Consider the following 15,250-nt stretch of genomic DNA (forward strand, 5'->3'; position numbering starts at 1 on the left):
GATGCACCTCAGTCAACAAAAAGATGGGGGGTCTGTGCCAGTGTCCGCGCCACATCATCCCCGACCCCAAGGAAATGGACAAGGGCGGCAGCATTTTCATCAAGTCCCGCACTCTGGCGCATTAAAGACACGTTGGTGAACCCTGCGTCACGCAGGCGGTCACGGTCGTGGATAATATCGTCACGGATCGTCGGCAACAACTTTGCGATGGTCTCGGCCGAGGTATCTTGTCCGACAAGACCAAGACGGCGCGCGTGGCCGACAAGATAATCATTATCAAACGTGCAGTCGATCTCGAGCAGGCGGGTTATGGACCGATCGGCAAAGAAATCACGCATCAGATCAAGACTGGCCGGGTCCAGACAGATCACCAGGCGATCTCGCCCGAAGGCATCAAATATCATCCGCAACACGGCCCGCCGATGGCGTGATCTCTTTTCAACCGTCTTTTCAATCCCACCCAGATCAGGAAGCCCTGTCGCAACCTCGTTGAACAGATAGCCGACGGCGGGAACATCGGTATTTTCACGAATGGCCCGCACAAGGCGCTTGGCCACATGCCATTTCTTGCAGACCACAATCAGCAATTCACGGTCCCGCCCAAGGGTCGCCTTACTTTCCCATAGCCGGGGCGCAAACCGACGCCCCTCGCGGCCTTTTCCCGTCAGAAAGCCAAACAGGTTCCGTCCTGCGTCCGATCTGGTAAAATCCGTCCGGTCACTGGCGTAAAGGCTGCCCAGACGGTCACGCAAGGCGTGCGCGTCAACGCTGATCTTGCGCGCAAACAGCCCGTCCTGGCAGACCAGTAGGTCATAATGATCATTATAGAATGTCACCGGCATCCCGTAATCGGTGAACATCAGAAAAGTCAGCGTGCGGTTCCGGATATCCTGACCGGGCACAAGATGGCGGACCAGCGTTTGAAAGAATGTTTCATCGGGGATCCAGGTTGTCTTGAAAAACCGCACCACATCCCGCCGCCCGGCCAGAAACACGAGGATCGCTTCGATCGTGGCACGGCGCAGGCACCACCACTGACTTCCGATCATGATTTGCAGGTCAGCAGGAATCCCACGGGTCAAACCCAGTCTTTGCTGCACCGCAAGGCTTTTGTAGAATAGCCGCTTCTGGGTGCGTTCGTTGAAAAAGTGTCGGTAGATCAGGCGCTCTTCGCGAAATCCCGTCTTGATCCAGTTGCTTTGAAAATAGTCGTGGGATTCGATGTAGTCACAATCGGTGCCGTCCAGAAACTGATGCGCAAAGGCCGCCGATTTGATCGCCATGCAATCCCCCGACACCATGTAAAAATGGCTGGCCCGCGGAAAGGTCTCGACGGCGGCCTCGATCGCATACAGCGTCGCCTGTACAAGGCTCCATTCGCCCCAGCCGCATTTGATCCGGCGCTTGGCAAAAACTACATTGGGGTTGTCTGCCAACGCAGCCTTGATCCGATGAAAATCAGCTGTGGTTGCAGATGCATCGAAATGTATCGCAATATAATCGCCTGCCGCCGTCAGTTGTTCGGCCTGTTGCACGATGGCATCAGGGTTCTTGTGGCAAAGCAGAATAAAGGCAATTCTGGCCATGTTAGGTGCCAAGGTCCCGCGTCTGTCGTATCGATTTCGCTGTCATAACGTGAAAAGCCATTGAATAAACAGGGTTTCTTTGCTTTTTGGGCGCGATATCAGATAATACCATGACTGAATTTTGACAGTGGAGACAAGAGCCATGAGTTTTCCCGGGACGTGGATGACGACAAGCCAAAGCCTCGTCTATCGCGTGGTGCCAAAATGCGCCTGCTCGACCATCGGGCAGATCATGTATTTCTCAGACCATGGCGTGTTTTTTGACGGGGATATTCACGATGCCAAATCCGGCATCCACAAATGGGCCATGCCTGAAAGCCAACCGCTGATCGCGCAAAACGTCATTTCCCATCACAGCTATGCATTTACCTGTGTGCGCAACCCATACACGCGCATTCTGTCGTCGTTCTTTGACAAGATCTGCGGCATTCAGCGTAATGGTAAACGCTATCGCGGCAATCTGGTGCCGCTGCTGATCCAGAAATACGGCATCGAAGTCGGTGATCCGGAGACCGGTTTCGAATTCGATCAGATTAAATCATTTCGCCGGTTCTTGCTGTTTGCGCGTGATACGATCCGCTGGCGCCGACCGATGGAGCCCGACATCCACTGGTCCGCCATGGCCGGCCATATCTCGACCTACATCATGAATGGCGGGCGATATGACAAGATTTTTTGGACCGAAGCGTTCAACGATGGCATGCAAGATGTACTGAATGCGATTGAAACGCCTCATACCGTGGAACTGGCCACGATTCCACGCTTTAACGAAAGCGAAGGACATGGGCCCAAGCGGTTGCATCCGGTCGCCGATTACTTTGACGATCTGTCGATGCATCTTGTGTATGAAATCTATAAGAAGGATTTCAACCTGTTCAAATACGATTTCGCCAACCCGTCCAACAAGATGCCCATGGGTGAGATTGATCTGGATGAAGTGCATGCGAAACTGGGACAATAAGGGGGCTGTCTGCCCCCTCGGCGCGTTGCGCCTCACCCCCGAGGATATTTTCACTCGGAAGAAACCAATATTTACTTAAAATTAGTGGCTTTGTGCGATTCTGACCAAGCGGTACAGGCAGGGATGCCGATGACCGCCGACGAAGAAGCGGCTGCCTTGCCCCTGCGCCTGGCGACTAACGGCTTGGCAGCCCTTCAACATGTCATGGCTTCTTCGGAGAAAAAATATCCCCGCCGGAGGCATAAAACTGTGTGGTGCGCTCGACCTGCACCCTGCGTGCGTTACTTGCATGCCAGCAACAGCAAGGAACTCTACGTGTCGATTGTCTTGATTCTGGGCAGCGGTCCCAATGTGGTCACCTGTCGCGACTGGCCCCGGGCGCCATTTGATCGCATCGTGACCATCAACAATGCCTGGGCGGTCCGTCCTGACTGGGATTATCTGATTCACCCCGATGACTTTCCCGCTGCGCGGCAGCCGGTTGATCTGGGCCATGACCAGTCAGTGATCACGGCAGCCGACTATGTGCCTGTGCAAAATAGTCTGGGGGGATTTGTCTATGCCGGCGGCACGATGGCGTTTACGGCGTCATACTGGGCCTTGGCAGTCTTAAAGCCCAAGGTGATCGCCGTACTTGGGTGCGACATGGTGTATCCTTCCGCCAGCCAAACCCATTTTTACGGCGTAGGCACTGCCGATCCGCTGCGTGCCGATATCAGCCTGCGGTCGCTTGAGGCGAAATCAGCCCGGCTGATGGCCATTGCGGCAGCGCAAGATTGCGCCATGGTGAACCTATCCCGGGACCAAAGCCGCCTGATTTTCCCACGCGCAACGTCAGATACGGTTGAAGCGGCCAAACCGGTGCCAGTCAATGCCGCGCATGTCACCGCCGCTTTGGCCGAGGAAGCGCGGCTTGGATACTTTGTTCCGTCGGGTAAATACTGGAAGGAAGAGGGGCGTTTTGCCGCGGTTGCTGTTGATGCACTGGATGCGTTGTGGCTCAGGTCAATCCACGAGAATTGAACAGCACCTTGAGGTCGGACTCTGGCCGTGCGCCGATATGGCTGATCACCTCTGAGGCGGCAAGATTGCCCATTTGGCCGCAGGTTTCCAGATCGTATCCCTGTGTCAGCCCCCACAGAAAAGCCCCCGCGAACAAATCACCCGCCCCTGTTGCATCCACGATCTGTGTCGGCACCGCTGGCACATGCCAGCGCCGCCCTTCTGCACGGATATGCACGCCATTTTCACTGTCGGTGCAGGCGACGATCGGCACCTCTGAGGCGGCCCTGTCCAGTGCGCTGTCGAAACTGTCCGTCTGATACATCGACAGGATTTCGGCACGATTGCAGAATAGCAGATCGACATGCTCGCGGATCATGTCGCGAAAGGCATCGCGGTGCCGATCGATGCAAAACGGGTCGGACAAGGTGATTGATACGCGCCCGCCTGCCCCTTTGCAGGCTGCGATCGCCTTGGCAAAGGCGGCGTGGCTGTCCGGACCGTCAAAGCGGTAGCCTTCCAGGTAGATCCATTCAGCCTGCGCCATCTGTGCCATGTCGATATCATCAGGTGACAGAAATTCAGTCACGCCCAGATAGGTGTTCATCGACCGCTCGCCGTCCGGCGTGACAATAACGATGCAGCGTCCGGTTTCGGACACTTCGGTTCTGGGGGCCATGGTGGTGCTGTAATCGGCCCCCTGCGCGCGCAGGTCGTGGGCAAAGATCGCACCCAGCTGGTCATCCTTGACCTTGCCGACATAGGCCGTCCGCCCGCCCAGATGCGCGATGCCCGCAATCGTGTTGGCCGCCGAACCGCCGCTGATTTCCTTGGCCGGGCCGACAGAGGCATACAGCGATACCGCGCGGTCCATGTCGATCAGCTGCATGATACCCTTGCCGATTCCGGCCTGTTCCAGAAAGGCATCCTCGGCCCGCGCCAGCACATCAACCATTGCATTGCCAATGCCCACAACCTGATATTTTTTCATATTGTTTTTTCCTCAAATTGACACAAGTCGCGAACCATACAGGCCGCGCATTTGGGTTTGCGGGCCAGGCAGGTATAGCGGCCATGCAGGATCATCCAGTGATGCGCGTGCTGTTGAAATGTCACCGGAACGTGGTCTTCGATTGCGCGTTCGACCGCATCGACGGTCTTGCCGGTGGCGACACCACTTCGGTTGCCAAAACGAAAGATATGCGTGTCCACCGCCTGCGCGGGGTAGTGCCACCACATGTTGAGCACGACATTGGCGGTTTTGCGCCCCACACCGGGCAGTGATTGCAGGGCGGCGCGTGAACAGGGCACCTGACCGTCATACGTATCAACCAGAATCCGGCTCATCTTGATGACGTTCCTGGCCTTTTGCCGGAACAGGCCGATTGTCTTGATATGCTCGGTCAGCCCGTCCAGCCCGAGTGCGAGCATTTTCTGCGGTGCGTCGGCGATCTGAAACAACGCGCGTGTCGCCTTGTTCACGCCCACATCGGTGGCTTGCGCCGACAGCGCCACAGCCACCAGCAGCGTATAGGCGTTGGTGTGTTCCAGCTCGCCCTTTGGTTCGGGTTCAGCCTGCTGGAACCGTTCAAAGATCGCATGGATGGTATGATAATCAAGCTGTCTTGCCATCACAACGGTATGCCCTTGCAGGTGAAAAGGGGCAAGTGCCGGTTGCGCAATTTTCGGGTCGTCAGGCGCGCATCATGCCCCTAGTTTGTCGCTCATGGATCAAACCGAAACATATCATTACCACGTCATGCGCCGCGCGATTGATGCGATTGACGCGGCAGGCGATCAGCCACTTCCACTGGCCGATCTGGCTGCCGCGCTCAACATGAGCCCGGCGCATTTCCAGCGGCTGTTTTCCAATTGGGTCGGCGTGTCGCCCAAGCGCTATCAGCAATACCTGACGCTGGGCCACGCCAAGGCGCTGCTGCGCGACCGCTTTACCACGCTGGACACCGCCCACGAGGTCGGTCTTTCGGGCAGCGGCCGCCTGCATGACCTATTCGTGCGGTGGGAGGCGATGAGCCCCGGCGCATACGCGCGGGGTGGGGCCGGTCTGACGATTTACCAAGGCTGGTTCGACAGCCTTTTCGGGCCAGCGCTGGTTATGGGCACTACACGCGGCATTTGCGGCCTGGCCTTTGCCGCCGAGGCGGGCAAAGAGGCCGCAACGACAGACCTGACATCACGGTGGCCCAAGGCGCAATTCGTCGAAGACCCCGAATTTCTAAGGCAATGGGCAGTGGCAGCACTTGGGATGACAGGCGAAACGCAGTTGCATATGATCGGGGCGCCTTTCCAGTTGAAAGTATGGGAGGCGCTGCTGACAATCCCATCAGGTCATGTCACCACATATTCTGAAATCGCACAGGCAATCGGTAACCCCAAAGCCGTGCGCGCGGTCGGCACGGCCGTCGGGCGCAACCCGGTCAGCTGGTTGATTCCCTGCCACCGGGCGCTGCGCAAATCGGGTGCTTTGGGGGGGTATCATTGGGGGCTGCCTGTCAAACGCGCCATGCTGGCCTGGGAAGGCGCACGCGCAGACGCGGCAGAACAGGTGCAGTAAGACCGGCAAAACACTGCCGGTTGCATCATCGTTATTGGATATCATCGGCGAAGTCGGCATAAGTGTGACATACACCGGTGCGCTTGGCGCACCCTTTCAACATGGAAGACAGACAATGATGATTTCGAAATTCCCCCTGGTGCTAGCAGCGGCATCGCTGACTTTCGTTGCAGCCTGCGACGACACCGGCCCGAACCAGAACCAGAACCTGCAACAAGGTGCGGCGATCGGTGCGCTTGGCGGTGCCGTGATCGGTGCCCTGGCGAACAATGACGGCAGCAACCGCGACCGGAACCGGTCCGCCCTGTTGGGTGCAGCACTGGGTGCCGGTGCCGGGGCCGCCATTGGCAACAATCTGGACAAGCAGGCCGAAGAACTGCGCCGCGCGCTGCGCAATGACGTGGGCGTGTCCAACAACGGGCGGAACCTTGTTGTTGTGCTGTCACAGGATCTGCTGTTCGCTACTGACAGCACCGCGGTGTCCGGCGTGTCCCGCAACGAGCTTGCCATCGTCGCGCAATCGCTGAACAAATACCCCAACACCACTGTCAACGTCATCGGGCACACCGACAATGTGGGGGATGCATCCTATAACCTTGATCTGTCGCAACGCCGCGCGCAGGCGGTATCGTCTGTCCTGATCAACAGTGGCGTCGCGCCTTCGCGGATCCGGTCGATCGGACGCGGTGAAGACCAGCCGATTGCAAGCAACCTGAACGCCCAGGGCCGTCAGGCCAACCGGCGGGTCGAAATTATCATCACGCCGAACAGCTGATCCTGATACCCGGACCAGAACAGAGGGGCCGCACAATTGCGGCCCCTCTGTTTTTTGTTGTTAACGGCTCAAACCGGTCATATGTTCTTACCAATGCCGTGGGGGGAAACATGCCGTTTGAGAGGATACAGCAAGAAAAACTGTCGCATGGTGTCGTGCGCCAGATCGAAAGCCTGATCTTGCGGGGCATCCTGCGTCCAGGCGAGCGTTTACCCCCTGAACGGGAATTGAGCGAACGGATGGGCGTGTCGCGGCCCTCTCTGCGCGAAGCGCTGGCAGATTTGCAGGATCGTGGGCTTTTGATGACCAAGGCGGGGGCCGGTGTCTATGTGGCCGATGTGTTGGGCTCGGCCTTTGCACCCGCGCTGGTCACGCTATTTGCGAGCCATGACGAAGCTGTGTTCGACTACATCAGCTTTCGCCGCGACATGGAAGGCTTGGCGGCAGAGCGCGCCGCGCGGCTGGGCAGCGATACCGACCTCAAGGTGATTGATGCCGTTTTCATGAAAATGGAAACCGCGCACCAGAAACGCAATCCGGCAGAAGAGGCGCGGTTGGACGCGGATTTCCACCTGTCCATCATCGAAGCCAGCCATAATATCATCATGCTGCATATGATGCGGTCGATGTATGAACTGCTGCGCGAGGGTGTCTTTTATAATCGGCAGGTCATGTTCAGGCAGCGCACAACCCGCGATACCTTGCTGGATCAGCATCGTGCAATCAATACGGCGCTTCAGGCGCGCGACCCGGCGGGGGCCCGTGCTGCGATCGCCGCACATTTGAACTATGTTGAAACATCGCTGTTCGATCAGCAGAAATCAGACCAGAACGAGTTTTTTGCGCAGAAGCGTTTTGAACATGTCGCAGGGCGTTGAACACCCGTTCTAACGGTCCTGAAAAGGCGCGCGCCACAGCCATAGGCCCACAAGGACCTGTATGAACATGCCGGGCAGGGCAAAATGATGCAGGACACCCCATGCATCACTGGCAAACACCGCCATATCCCACAACCCGTGCCAGATGACCAATGGCCAAAGCGACCCCAGGCGCAACGCGACTGGTGCCAGCGCGAGCCCGACCAGAAAAGCAAACCCAAGTTGCTGCAACCCGTTGTGCAACGGCTCGCCGCCTAGCCCGCTGACCATATGCAACAGGGCAAATGCCGTGGCGCTCAGTATCATTGCCTGGGGCACCGACAAGACTGTCATCGCACCGCGCAACAGGATGCCGCGAAACATCGCCTCTTCTGAAAAACCGATCATTGCTGTGGTCAGGGCAAGCCACATCAATGTCTGCGATTGAATGGGTGACAGCGGCTGCGAGAGCAGATCGGGCAGCAAGCCTGCCCACATGGTGATCAGCACGATGATTGCCGGCGAAAGCCAGATCAATGCTGACCAGCGCAATCGTCCGAAACCGGAACCGGCCCAACCGCATCCGGTCACAATGAAATAGATACACAAGGCGCAAAGCACGCCCTGCACCCAAACAAGACTCATGATCACCCCGGCGTTGCCATTCGCGTTGTCCGATGTCGCGTGCAGATAGGCCATGCCCGTGCCAAGGATGACAAAATACAACAGGACCGCCCAAAGAGCACGCCCAAGACCTGATTTTGAAAAGCTGGGTATTATCGGACGAACCTTTTAAAATGCCCCGCCCCAGCAAGGAACATATCAACCCCGCATGTCAACGCAAAAGCCCGCCACCTTGTGGGCGACGGGCTTTTGTAAACAAGGAGCGGGCGTGATGCCGAGCGTCTTAGTGCAGTTTTTCACCAACCGCCGCGATTGAATCGTCGATCAGCGCACCAGCCGCTTTTGCGTCCATTTGCTTGGCAATCACATCCTTTGCAGCGGCAACAGCAACGGTGACAGCCTGATCGCGCACCTCTTTGATTGCGGCGCTCTGGGCGCTGGCGATCTGTTCTTCTGCTGCAGCCAGACGGCGTGTGATTGATTTGGCAATATCGGCTTTGGCAGCTTCTGCCGCCTGATTTGCTTCGTCCTTGGCCGTTGCAACGATGCGATCGGCCTGTGCCTGAACTTCTTTTTGCTTGCGCTCGTACGACGACAGCAACGCTTGCGCCTCGTCACGCAGGGCGCGTGCTTCGGCCAACTCGGCGGTGATACCGTCGGCACGTTTATCCAACATGCCACCAACAAGGCCAGGCACCTTGTAGTAAACAAGGATGCCAACGAAAATCAGAAAGGCGACAAGAACGACAAAGTCGGTATTGCCCAGCGAAACAAACGTCTTGCCAGCGGCAAGCGCGGGGCTGGCTGTCAAAGCCAGAAACAGGGGTGTGACCAGAAATCTCATGTCTTACCCTTTCATCCGTGCGTTGACGGCCGCTGTGATCGTTTTAGCGTCAGCTTTTCCACCCAGGACGGCGACCAGTTCCTTGGCCGTATCCTTGGCGACTGTCGACACACTTTCCAATGCGCTGGCACGAATGTCGGCGATTGCCTTTTCGCTTTCGGCGGTCTTTTCGGCGATCTGGGCGTCAGCTTTCGCCAGTTCGGCCTCAAGATCACCTTGAATGGCTGCTTTGGCTTCTGCGACGATCTTGTTCGCCTCGGCGCGGGCATCTACCAGCGCTTTTTGATAGGTTGCTTCGGCCTCGGTGGCCTTGGCCTTGAATTCTTCTGCGGCGGCCAGATCATTTGTGATCGTGCCTGACCGTTCTGCCAGAACCGCAGCGATGCGGGGCAGCGCGATGCGGGACATCACGAAATAGATCGCGGCAAGCGTGATCAGTAGCCAGAAGACCTGGTTAGGGATCCAATCCGCGCAAAGTTGCGGCATACCAAGGGCAGAACCCCCTGCATCCACGCAGGTCCCTGCGACGGCGTCGTTCGTTTCTGTTGCCATGTTGGCCCCCGAATACCTTGAAAGTTTACTGGCAGGTCACGTATGACCTGCCAGCCGTAAGGATATGGGTCGTGTTCTTAAACAGCGAACATCAGCAGAAGCGACACGAGGAACGCAAAGATCCCCAGGGCTTCGGCAAATGCCAGACCGATGAACAGTGTTGCTGTCTGCGATGCAGCAGCGGATGGGTTGCGCAGTGCACCAGCCAAATAGTTGCCAGCAACAGTACCAACACCGATTGCGGCAGCGCCGGAACCGATTGCAGCCAGACCAGCGCCGATATGTGCGAGTTCGCCTTCCATGTGAAATCTCCTTACGATTGGAAGTTGAGACGAGGGATGGGTGATTTCACCCAACCGACATTAGTGATGCGGGTGAAGCGCGTCCTTGAGATAGACACACGTCAGGATGGTAAAGACATAGGCCTGGATACCGGCGACCAGCACCTCCAGCCCGTAAATCGCGGTGATGCCCAAAATGGCGATCGGCGACACCAGCGTCAGCGCGGCAAAGCCGGCGAACACCTTGATCACGGCGTGACCTGCCATGATGTTACCCGCCAGACGAATAGAGTGGCTGACAGGGCGCACAAAGTATGAAATCACCTCGATGATGGCGATGATCGGACGCAGAACCAGTGGCGCATCCGACATCCAGAACAGGCTTAGGAACGACGCGCCGTTCTTGACGAAGCCAAGAATTGTCACGGCGATAAACACCCCGAAACCCAGAACAGCGGTGACCGCAATCATCGACGTCGGGCTGTAGGACATTGGCAGCAGGGCCAAATAGTTGGCGAACAGGATGAAAACGAACAGCGTCATGATGTAGGGAAAGTATTTGATCCCGTCCTTGCCCGTTACGTCCTCGACCATCTTGTAGATGAACCCGTAAATCAGTTCACCGATCGACTGCAAACGGCTTGGCACGATAGCGCGACCGCGGCTGCCCAGAACAAATACGCCAACAATCGCCAAAAGCCCGATGGCCATCCACAATGTCACGTTGGTCGGGGTATACCAATGCACTGGCCCGTCGCCGAACAGCGGCTTGACGATAAACTGGTCCAGCGGATGGAAAACCAGACCACCTTCGGAATGTGCGTCAGTCTCTGTCGCCACGTTTGTCACCCTCATCTTGCGCAGCGCGCTGCTGCTTCAACTGCACCTCCTTGGCGGATCGCATCATGGTCAGAACACCGGCTGCGAGGCCAAAGAATATGAACAGCACCAGAAAAATCGGCATGGTCCCAAACAGGGTATCCAAACCGTATCCAATGCCAAAACCGATCGCCAGACCGGCCACAAGCTCGATCACCATTCGCCAGGCAAGCTGCGCCTGAGAATAATGTTCTTCCGAATGGTCCTTCACCTTCTCAGGCGTCTTGAGCGCCGCAATCTTTGCTTCCAGCGCCTTGAGGCGATCAGCATCTTGCGGGTCAGACATCTGGTTTCGTCCCCTTCGAATGTTGCGAAACGTCTAGGGCCGGTCGCGGACAGAGTCAAGCGATGCGCGCCACAACGTAAGCATCTGTTTTATAGTTATATTTCCAAACTCTTTGCACAGATGCACCTGCCCTTGCGGGTTGTTGTGCCACCATATGACATTCAACCAAATGGTTGACGTTTTTCGCAATAGGTCGTTAACCCTCTCCATGACCCGCACACTGGACCACATTTTTTCGGCCCTTGCCGACCCCACCCGCCGCACGATCATGTCGATGCTGCTGGAAGACGACATGGCCGTCACTGACGTGGCTGCGCCTTTCGAAATGTCATTGGCCGCGATTTCAAAACACCTTGGCGTGCTGACAGCCGCCGGACTGATCAGCCAGGAAAAACGCGGGCGCGTCAAATGGTGCAAACTGGAACCCGACGCGCTGCGCGATGCCTCGGTCTGGATGCAGGCATTCGGTCAGATGGAAGCGCTTGATCTGGACATGTTCGAGGTATTCCTGCGCCGCGAACTGGATGCCCCCGACCCTAATCCTTGAGCAGCATCAGCAAGGCCACACAGGTCAGCCCGACCCCGGCCAGAACCATCACCGGCGGGGCCGTGCCGCCCAACGCCAGATCCCACACAATGACCCACGACGGCGTCAGATAGGTATAGGCCATCACCTTGGATGCGGGCAGACGCATCGCCGCAAATTGCAGAAGGGTGAATGTGGCCGCGCTGGCAAAGACGGCAGTGTAAAGGATCGTGATCCAGACGATGGCTGGCAAAGCTGCCCAATCTGTCGCCAGGATGTCCCCCCAGCCCCAGAGTGTCAGCATCGCAGCCCCCGCCAGCAGGGTTCCGAAGGTGAACACAATCGCGGGTTCACCACGGTTCAGTTTGCGCACCAAGGGGGTAAAGAAGGCATGGGCCATGCAGCCCCAGAAATATATCGCCTCGCCCTTGCCGATCTGAAACCGCAGCATTGCAGTGACATCAGCGCGGAAAATCACCCAAAGCGCCCCCAGCCCGCCGACCGCAAGCGCCAACGCCATACGTGGAGTTAGCACCTGCCGCAGCAAGACCCAGCCAAACCCCGCCGCCATGATCGGCGTCAGCGTAAATACTGCGGCGGCACTGACCGGTGCTGCGGTCTTCAGCCCTTCGAACATCAGCACGAAATAGGTCACAAAGAATGCCGCAAGCACAACATAGCGCCAGGGCGCCCGTGCCGCGCTGCGTGGCAACCCGGTGGTCGCCAACGCCGCCCCGCCGATAATCGCCACCGCGATCCAGAACCGCACCGCGTTCAACGCAACAGGCGAAATCGCATTGGCCGACAATGCGCCCAGTGCGAACGACCCCGCGACAAGTACAGAAAAACAGAGCATCGCCAGATGCCCCGCACGGGCAGGCGACATCAGGCGTCCATGTCCTTGATGCGATCCTTGAGAAACCGCAAAAAGGTCTGAACTTTGGTGGTTCTGTGCAAGTCGACATGGGTGACCAGCCAAAGAGGGGCTGTCCATGCCTCTTGCCGGGGAAACACCTCGGTCAGTTCAGGATGCTGCGGCAGCTCGAGCGTGATAACAAAACCGATGCCCGCACCCGCAAGGATTGCATCCATCATGTTGCGACTGTCAGTCCCCCGATAGGTCAGGCAGGAATCAGGCACCGCCTGACGCAGCCATTTGGTGAACGGTGCGCGATTGTTGTCGTCGTCATGTGTGACAAAGCGGTGGTTCCTGAGGTCTTCCTCGCCATCCGGCAAACCATACCGCGCAACATATGCATCCGAGGCGACCAGCGCCATTTCCTGCGGCATGAAAGGCTGGACCACATTGTCAGGCTCTTCGGGCATCGCACCTGCACGGATCGCCACATGGGCTTCACCGTATTCCAGCCGGAAAACGCGATCACCCGTGCGGTAGCGGATGCGCAGATCAGGATGTTCGGCTTGAAACGCCACCAGAATTGGCGTCAATAACCGCGATACCTGCCCCAGCGACGTTATGACCAGATCGCCCGATACCCCTTCGCCCTGCCCCTTGATCCTGCCTGCAAGCTGGGTGAACTGATCGTCGGTGGCCTGTGCGACCTGCAATAGATCCTGCCCGGCCTCTGTCGCGGTATATCCACGTGCATGGCGCTGAAACAGCTTGACCCCCAACCGGTGCTCAAGCGCATCGATATGCCGGATCACCGTGGCATGATGCACGCCCAGCACTTCGGCCGCGCCGCTGACCGTGCCCTTGCGCGCGACCTGATAGGCGGTGCGGATTTCATCCCAGTTATCCATTGTCGTACCTGTGCAAATTCAAACGCTAGGTCAAATTATGGCCTTGTTTGTGCGCCAGCGCAAGGGGCGCAATCGCCTGATGATCGCGATCTTCGCACAGCAGGTGCCAGGCCGTCAGTTATTGACTCGGCCGTCTGACAGGCATAGAGACATCAAAACACCCGGATAGCGCCAGCTTTCCGGTCCCCGGCAATCAGGGGATCGCCCTCCGTCAGCGCGTTGCGCCCACGGGGGCGCTACTGCTTTATGCATGGCGTTCCTATATACGCCAGGCAATCGAAAATGACGTAAGGGGCCATGGCCTATGTTTGAAAACCTATCCGAACGCCTTTCAGGCGTCTTTGACAAGCTGACCAAGCAAGGCGCGCTGACCGAGGATGACGTGAAAACAGCCCTGCGCGAGGTCCGCGTGGCGTTGCTTGAGGCTGATGTATCGCTCCCGGTTGCACGCGATTTCGTCAAGGCGGTGCAGGACAAGGCGACAGGTCAGGCCGTCACGAAATCCATTACCCCCGGCCAGCAGGTCGTCAAGATCGTCCATGACGAACTCAAACACGTGCTGACCGGCGACGAAGACCCCGGCACGCTGAAAATCGACAATCCGCCCGCACCGATCCTGATGGTCGGCCTGCAAGGTTCGGGTAAGACGACGACGACCGCGAAACTGGCCAAACGGCTGAAGGATCGCGAAGGCAAGCGGGTGCTGATGGCATCGCTTGACACCAACCGGCCCGCCGCGATGGAACAACTGGCAATTCTCGGTGCACAGATCGGTGTGGACACGCTCCCCATCGTGCCCGGCGAAACGCCGGTGCAGATCGCCAGGCGCGCCAAAACGCAAGCCAGCCTTGGCGGCTATGACGTCTATATGCTGGATACCGCGGGCCGTCTGCACATCGATCACGAACTGATCGCGCAGGCAGCTCAGGTGCGCGATGTGGCCAATCCCCGCGAAACTCTGCTGGTCGTCGATGGCCTGACAGGTCAGGACGCGGTGAACGTCGCACAGGAATTCGACGACAAGATCGGCGTCACCGGCGTGGTCCTGACGCGGATGGACGGCGACGGGCGCGGCGGTGCGGCCCTGTCGATGCGGGCCATTACCGGCAAGCCGATCCGCTTCGTCGGTGTCGGCGAAAAGATGGATGCCATCGAAACCTTTGAACCCGACCGGATCGCGGGCCGCATCCTTGGCATGGGCGACATCGTAGCACTTGTCGAAAAAGCGCAGGAAACGATCGAGGCCGAACAGGCCGAACGCATGATGAAACGGTTCCAGAAGGGCCGCTTCAACATGAACGACCTCAGGATGCAGCTGGAACAGATGCAAAAGATGGGCGGCATGGAAGGCATGATGGGCATGTTGCCCGGCATGGGCAAAATGAAAGGTGCGATGGACAAGGCGGGCGTGGATGACAGCATCCTCAAACGCCAGATCGCCCTCATCAACTCCATGACCAAGAAAGAACGCGCCAACCCCGATCTTCTGGCAGCGTCGCGCAAAAAGCGGATCGCCAAGGGCGCAGGGCTGGATGTGTCGGACCTGAACAAGCTGGTCAAACAGCACCGGCAGATGGCCGATATGATGAAAAAGATGGGCAAAGGCGGGATGCTGAAACAGGCCATGAAAGGCATGTTGGGCAAGGGCGGCGGCATGCCCGACATGAACGACCCCAAAGCGATGGAAGAAGCCGCCAAGGCGATGCAGGGCAAGATGCCCGGCGGCCTGCCCGGACTG

Annotated in this window: 18 protein-coding genes; 7 read left to right on the forward strand and 11 right to left on the reverse strand. The window is 57.8% G+C overall.

The genetic code is table 11. The annotated features are described in order from the left end of the window. Positions 1-8: 8 nt before the first annotated feature. Positions 9-1,586: a DUF5928 domain-containing protein gene (locus ACTG4B_RS09110; protein WP_439155386.1), complete on the reverse strand. Its 1,578-nt coding sequence runs from the start codon at positions 1,584-1,586 to the stop codon at positions 9-11. Between the two features lie 142 nt (positions 1,587-1,728). Between ACTG4B_RS09110 and ACTG4B_RS09115 the strand changes: the two genes are divergently transcribed. Both ACTG4B_RS09115 and ACTG4B_RS09120 read left to right on the forward strand, forming a co-directional pair. Further along, positions 1,729-2,547: a sulfotransferase family protein gene (locus ACTG4B_RS09115; RefSeq protein ID WP_439155387.1), complete on the forward strand. Its 819-nt coding sequence runs from the start codon at positions 1,729-1,731 to the stop codon at positions 2,545-2,547. 315 nt (positions 2,548-2,862) lie between these two features. After that, on the forward strand, positions 2,863-3,570 hold the full coding sequence (locus ACTG4B_RS09120) for a hypothetical protein (RefSeq protein WP_439155388.1): 708 nt from the start codon (positions 2,863-2,865) through the stop codon (positions 3,568-3,570). On the opposite strand, the gene ACTG4B_RS09125 is transcribed toward ACTG4B_RS09120, so the two are convergent. Further along, a complete protein-coding gene (locus ACTG4B_RS09125) occupies positions 3,548-4,540 on the reverse strand; it encodes an adenosine kinase (RefSeq protein ID WP_439155389.1) in 993 nt (330 codons plus the stop codon). The two genes, ACTG4B_RS09120 and ACTG4B_RS09125, sit on opposite strands and share 23 nt — an antisense overlap. Then, entirely contained in the window at positions 4,537-5,181 is a 645-nt protein-coding gene (gene nth, locus ACTG4B_RS09130) for an endonuclease III (RefSeq protein WP_439155402.1), read from the reverse strand. Before nth ends, ACTG4B_RS09125 begins: the two co-directional genes overlap by 4 nt. Positions 5,182-5,275: 94 nt before the next feature. Between nth and ACTG4B_RS09135 the strand changes: the two genes are divergently transcribed. From ACTG4B_RS09135 to ACTG4B_RS09145, 3 genes are all read left to right on the forward strand, one after another. Further along, positions 5,276-6,124 carry a methylated-DNA--[protein]-cysteine S-methyltransferase gene (locus ACTG4B_RS09135; protein WP_439155390.1) on the forward strand — a complete coding sequence of 283 codons (849 nt, stop codon included), beginning with the start codon at positions 5,276-5,278 and terminating at the stop codon, positions 6,122-6,124. A gap of 115 nt (positions 6,125-6,239) precedes the next feature. Next, positions 6,240-6,899 carry an OmpA family protein gene (locus ACTG4B_RS09140; RefSeq protein ID WP_439155391.1) on the forward strand — a complete coding sequence of 220 codons (660 nt, stop codon included), beginning with the start codon at positions 6,240-6,242 and terminating at the stop codon, positions 6,897-6,899. Positions 6,900-7,009: 110 nt separating this feature from the next. Continuing rightward, positions 7,010-7,777 carry an FCD domain-containing protein gene (locus ACTG4B_RS09145; protein ID WP_439155392.1) on the forward strand — a complete coding sequence of 256 codons (768 nt, stop codon included), beginning with the start codon at positions 7,010-7,012 and terminating at the stop codon, positions 7,775-7,777. Between the two features lie 9 nt (positions 7,778-7,786). Here the strand turns inward: ACTG4B_RS09145 and ACTG4B_RS09150 are convergent, their stop codons facing one another. From ACTG4B_RS09150 to ACTG4B_RS09175, 6 genes are all read right to left on the reverse strand, one after another. Then, positions 7,787-8,482: a lysostaphin resistance A-like protein gene (locus ACTG4B_RS09150; RefSeq protein WP_439155393.1), complete on the reverse strand. Its 696-nt coding sequence runs from the start codon at positions 8,480-8,482 to the stop codon at positions 7,787-7,789. 181 nt (positions 8,483-8,663) lie between these two features. Next, a complete protein-coding gene (locus ACTG4B_RS09155; protein WP_439155394.1) occupies positions 8,664-9,224 on the reverse strand; it encodes a F0F1 ATP synthase subunit B in 561 nt (186 codons plus the stop codon). 3 nt (positions 9,225-9,227) lie between these two features. Then, entirely contained in the window at positions 9,228-9,776 is a 549-nt protein-coding gene (locus tag ACTG4B_RS09160; RefSeq protein ID WP_439155395.1) for a F0F1 ATP synthase subunit B', read from the reverse strand. Positions 9,777-9,853: 77 nt separating this feature from the next. Continuing rightward, on the reverse strand, positions 9,854-10,078 hold the full coding sequence (locus tag ACTG4B_RS09165; protein WP_089993977.1) for a F0F1 ATP synthase subunit C: 225 nt from the start codon (positions 10,076-10,078) through the stop codon (positions 9,854-9,856). A 60-nt stretch (positions 10,079-10,138) separates the two neighbouring features. Next, a complete protein-coding gene (locus ACTG4B_RS09170) occupies positions 10,139-10,912 on the reverse strand; it encodes a F0F1 ATP synthase subunit A (protein ID WP_439155396.1) in 774 nt (257 codons plus the stop codon). Beyond that, entirely contained in the window at positions 10,881-11,222 is a 342-nt protein-coding gene (locus ACTG4B_RS09175; protein ID WP_439155397.1) for an AtpZ/AtpI family protein, read from the reverse strand. Before ACTG4B_RS09175 ends, ACTG4B_RS09170 begins: the two co-directional genes overlap by 32 nt. A gap of 208 nt (positions 11,223-11,430) precedes the next feature. Here ACTG4B_RS09175 and ACTG4B_RS09180 point away from each other — a divergent pair, with 208 nt between their 5' ends. Beyond that, on the forward strand, positions 11,431-11,769 hold the full coding sequence (locus ACTG4B_RS09180; protein WP_439155398.1) for an ArsR/SmtB family transcription factor: 339 nt from the start codon (positions 11,431-11,433) through the stop codon (positions 11,767-11,769). Here the strand turns inward: ACTG4B_RS09180 and ACTG4B_RS09185 are convergent. Both ACTG4B_RS09185 and ACTG4B_RS09190 read right to left on the reverse strand, forming a co-directional pair. Then, positions 11,759-12,634 carry a DMT family transporter gene (locus tag ACTG4B_RS09185; RefSeq protein ID WP_439155399.1) on the reverse strand — a complete coding sequence of 292 codons (876 nt, stop codon included), beginning with the start codon at positions 12,632-12,634 and terminating at the stop codon, positions 11,759-11,761. The two genes, ACTG4B_RS09180 and ACTG4B_RS09185, sit on opposite strands and share 11 nt — an antisense overlap. Next, complete coding sequence (locus ACTG4B_RS09190) at positions 12,634-13,512, reverse strand: LysR family transcriptional regulator (RefSeq protein WP_439155400.1); 879 nt, start codon at positions 13,510-13,512, stop codon at positions 12,634-12,636. Before ACTG4B_RS09190 ends, ACTG4B_RS09185 begins: the two co-directional genes overlap by 1 nt. Positions 13,513-13,816: 304 nt before the next feature. On the opposite strand from ACTG4B_RS09190, the gene ffh reads away from it, so the two are divergent. Further along, positions 13,817-15,250 (forward strand): signal recognition particle protein (ffh, locus tag ACTG4B_RS09195; RefSeq protein WP_439155401.1); only part of this gene is annotated, 1,434 nt, incomplete at its 3' end.

Source organism: Yoonia sp. (genome assembly GCF_965660735.1).
GTDB lineage: Bacteria > Pseudomonadota > Alphaproteobacteria > Rhodobacterales > Rhodobacteraceae > Yoonia.

Excerpts from the sequence above, each read along its gene's own strand:
- ACTG4B_RS09110 (WP_439155386.1), bottom strand. The coding sequence starts at position 1,586 with ATGGCCAGAATTGCCTTTATTCTGCTTTGCCACAAGAACCCTGATGCC.
- ACTG4B_RS09145 (WP_439155392.1), top strand. The coding sequence starts at position 7,010 with ATGCCGTTTGAGAGGATACAGCAAGAAAAACTGTCGCATGGTGTCGTG.
- ACTG4B_RS09135 (WP_439155390.1), top strand. The coding sequence starts at position 5,276 with ATGGATCAAACCGAAACATATCATTACCACGTCATGCGCCGCGCGATT.
- ACTG4B_RS09170 (WP_439155396.1), bottom strand. The coding sequence starts at position 10,912 with ATGAGGGTGACAAACGTGGCGACAGAGACTGACGCACATTCCGAAGGT.
- ACTG4B_RS09140 (WP_439155391.1), top strand. The coding sequence starts at position 6,240 with ATGATGATTTCGAAATTCCCCCTGGTGCTAGCAGCGGCATCGCTGACT.
- nth (WP_439155402.1), bottom strand. The coding sequence starts at position 5,181 with ATGGCAAGACAGCTTGATTATCATACCATCCATGCGATCTTTGAACGG.
- ACTG4B_RS09115 (WP_439155387.1), top strand. The coding sequence starts at position 1,729 with ATGAGTTTTCCCGGGACGTGGATGACGACAAGCCAAAGCCTCGTCTAT.
- ACTG4B_RS09185 (WP_439155399.1), bottom strand. The coding sequence starts at position 12,634 with ATGTCGCCTGCCCGTGCGGGGCATCTGGCGATGCTCTGTTTTTCTGTA.
- ACTG4B_RS09125 (WP_439155389.1), bottom strand. The coding sequence starts at position 4,540 with ATGAAAAAATATCAGGTTGTGGGCATTGGCAATGCAATGGTTGATGTG.
- ACTG4B_RS09175 (WP_439155397.1), bottom strand. The coding sequence starts at position 11,222 with ATGTCTGACCCGCAAGATGCTGATCGCCTCAAGGCGCTGGAAGCAAAG.
- ACTG4B_RS09155 (WP_439155394.1), bottom strand. The coding sequence starts at position 9,224 with ATGAGATTTCTGGTCACACCCCTGTTTCTGGCTTTGACAGCCAGCCCC.
- ACTG4B_RS09160 (WP_439155395.1), bottom strand. The coding sequence starts at position 9,776 with ATGGCAACAGAAACGAACGACGCCGTCGCAGGGACCTGCGTGGATGCA.
- ACTG4B_RS09180 (WP_439155398.1), top strand. The coding sequence starts at position 11,431 with ATGACCCGCACACTGGACCACATTTTTTCGGCCCTTGCCGACCCCACC.
- ACTG4B_RS09190 (WP_439155400.1), bottom strand. The coding sequence starts at position 13,512 with ATGGATAACTGGGATGAAATCCGCACCGCCTATCAGGTCGCGCGCAAG.
- ACTG4B_RS09165 (WP_089993977.1), bottom strand. The coding sequence starts at position 10,078 with ATGGAAGGCGAACTCGCACATATCGGCGCTGGTCTGGCTGCAATCGGT.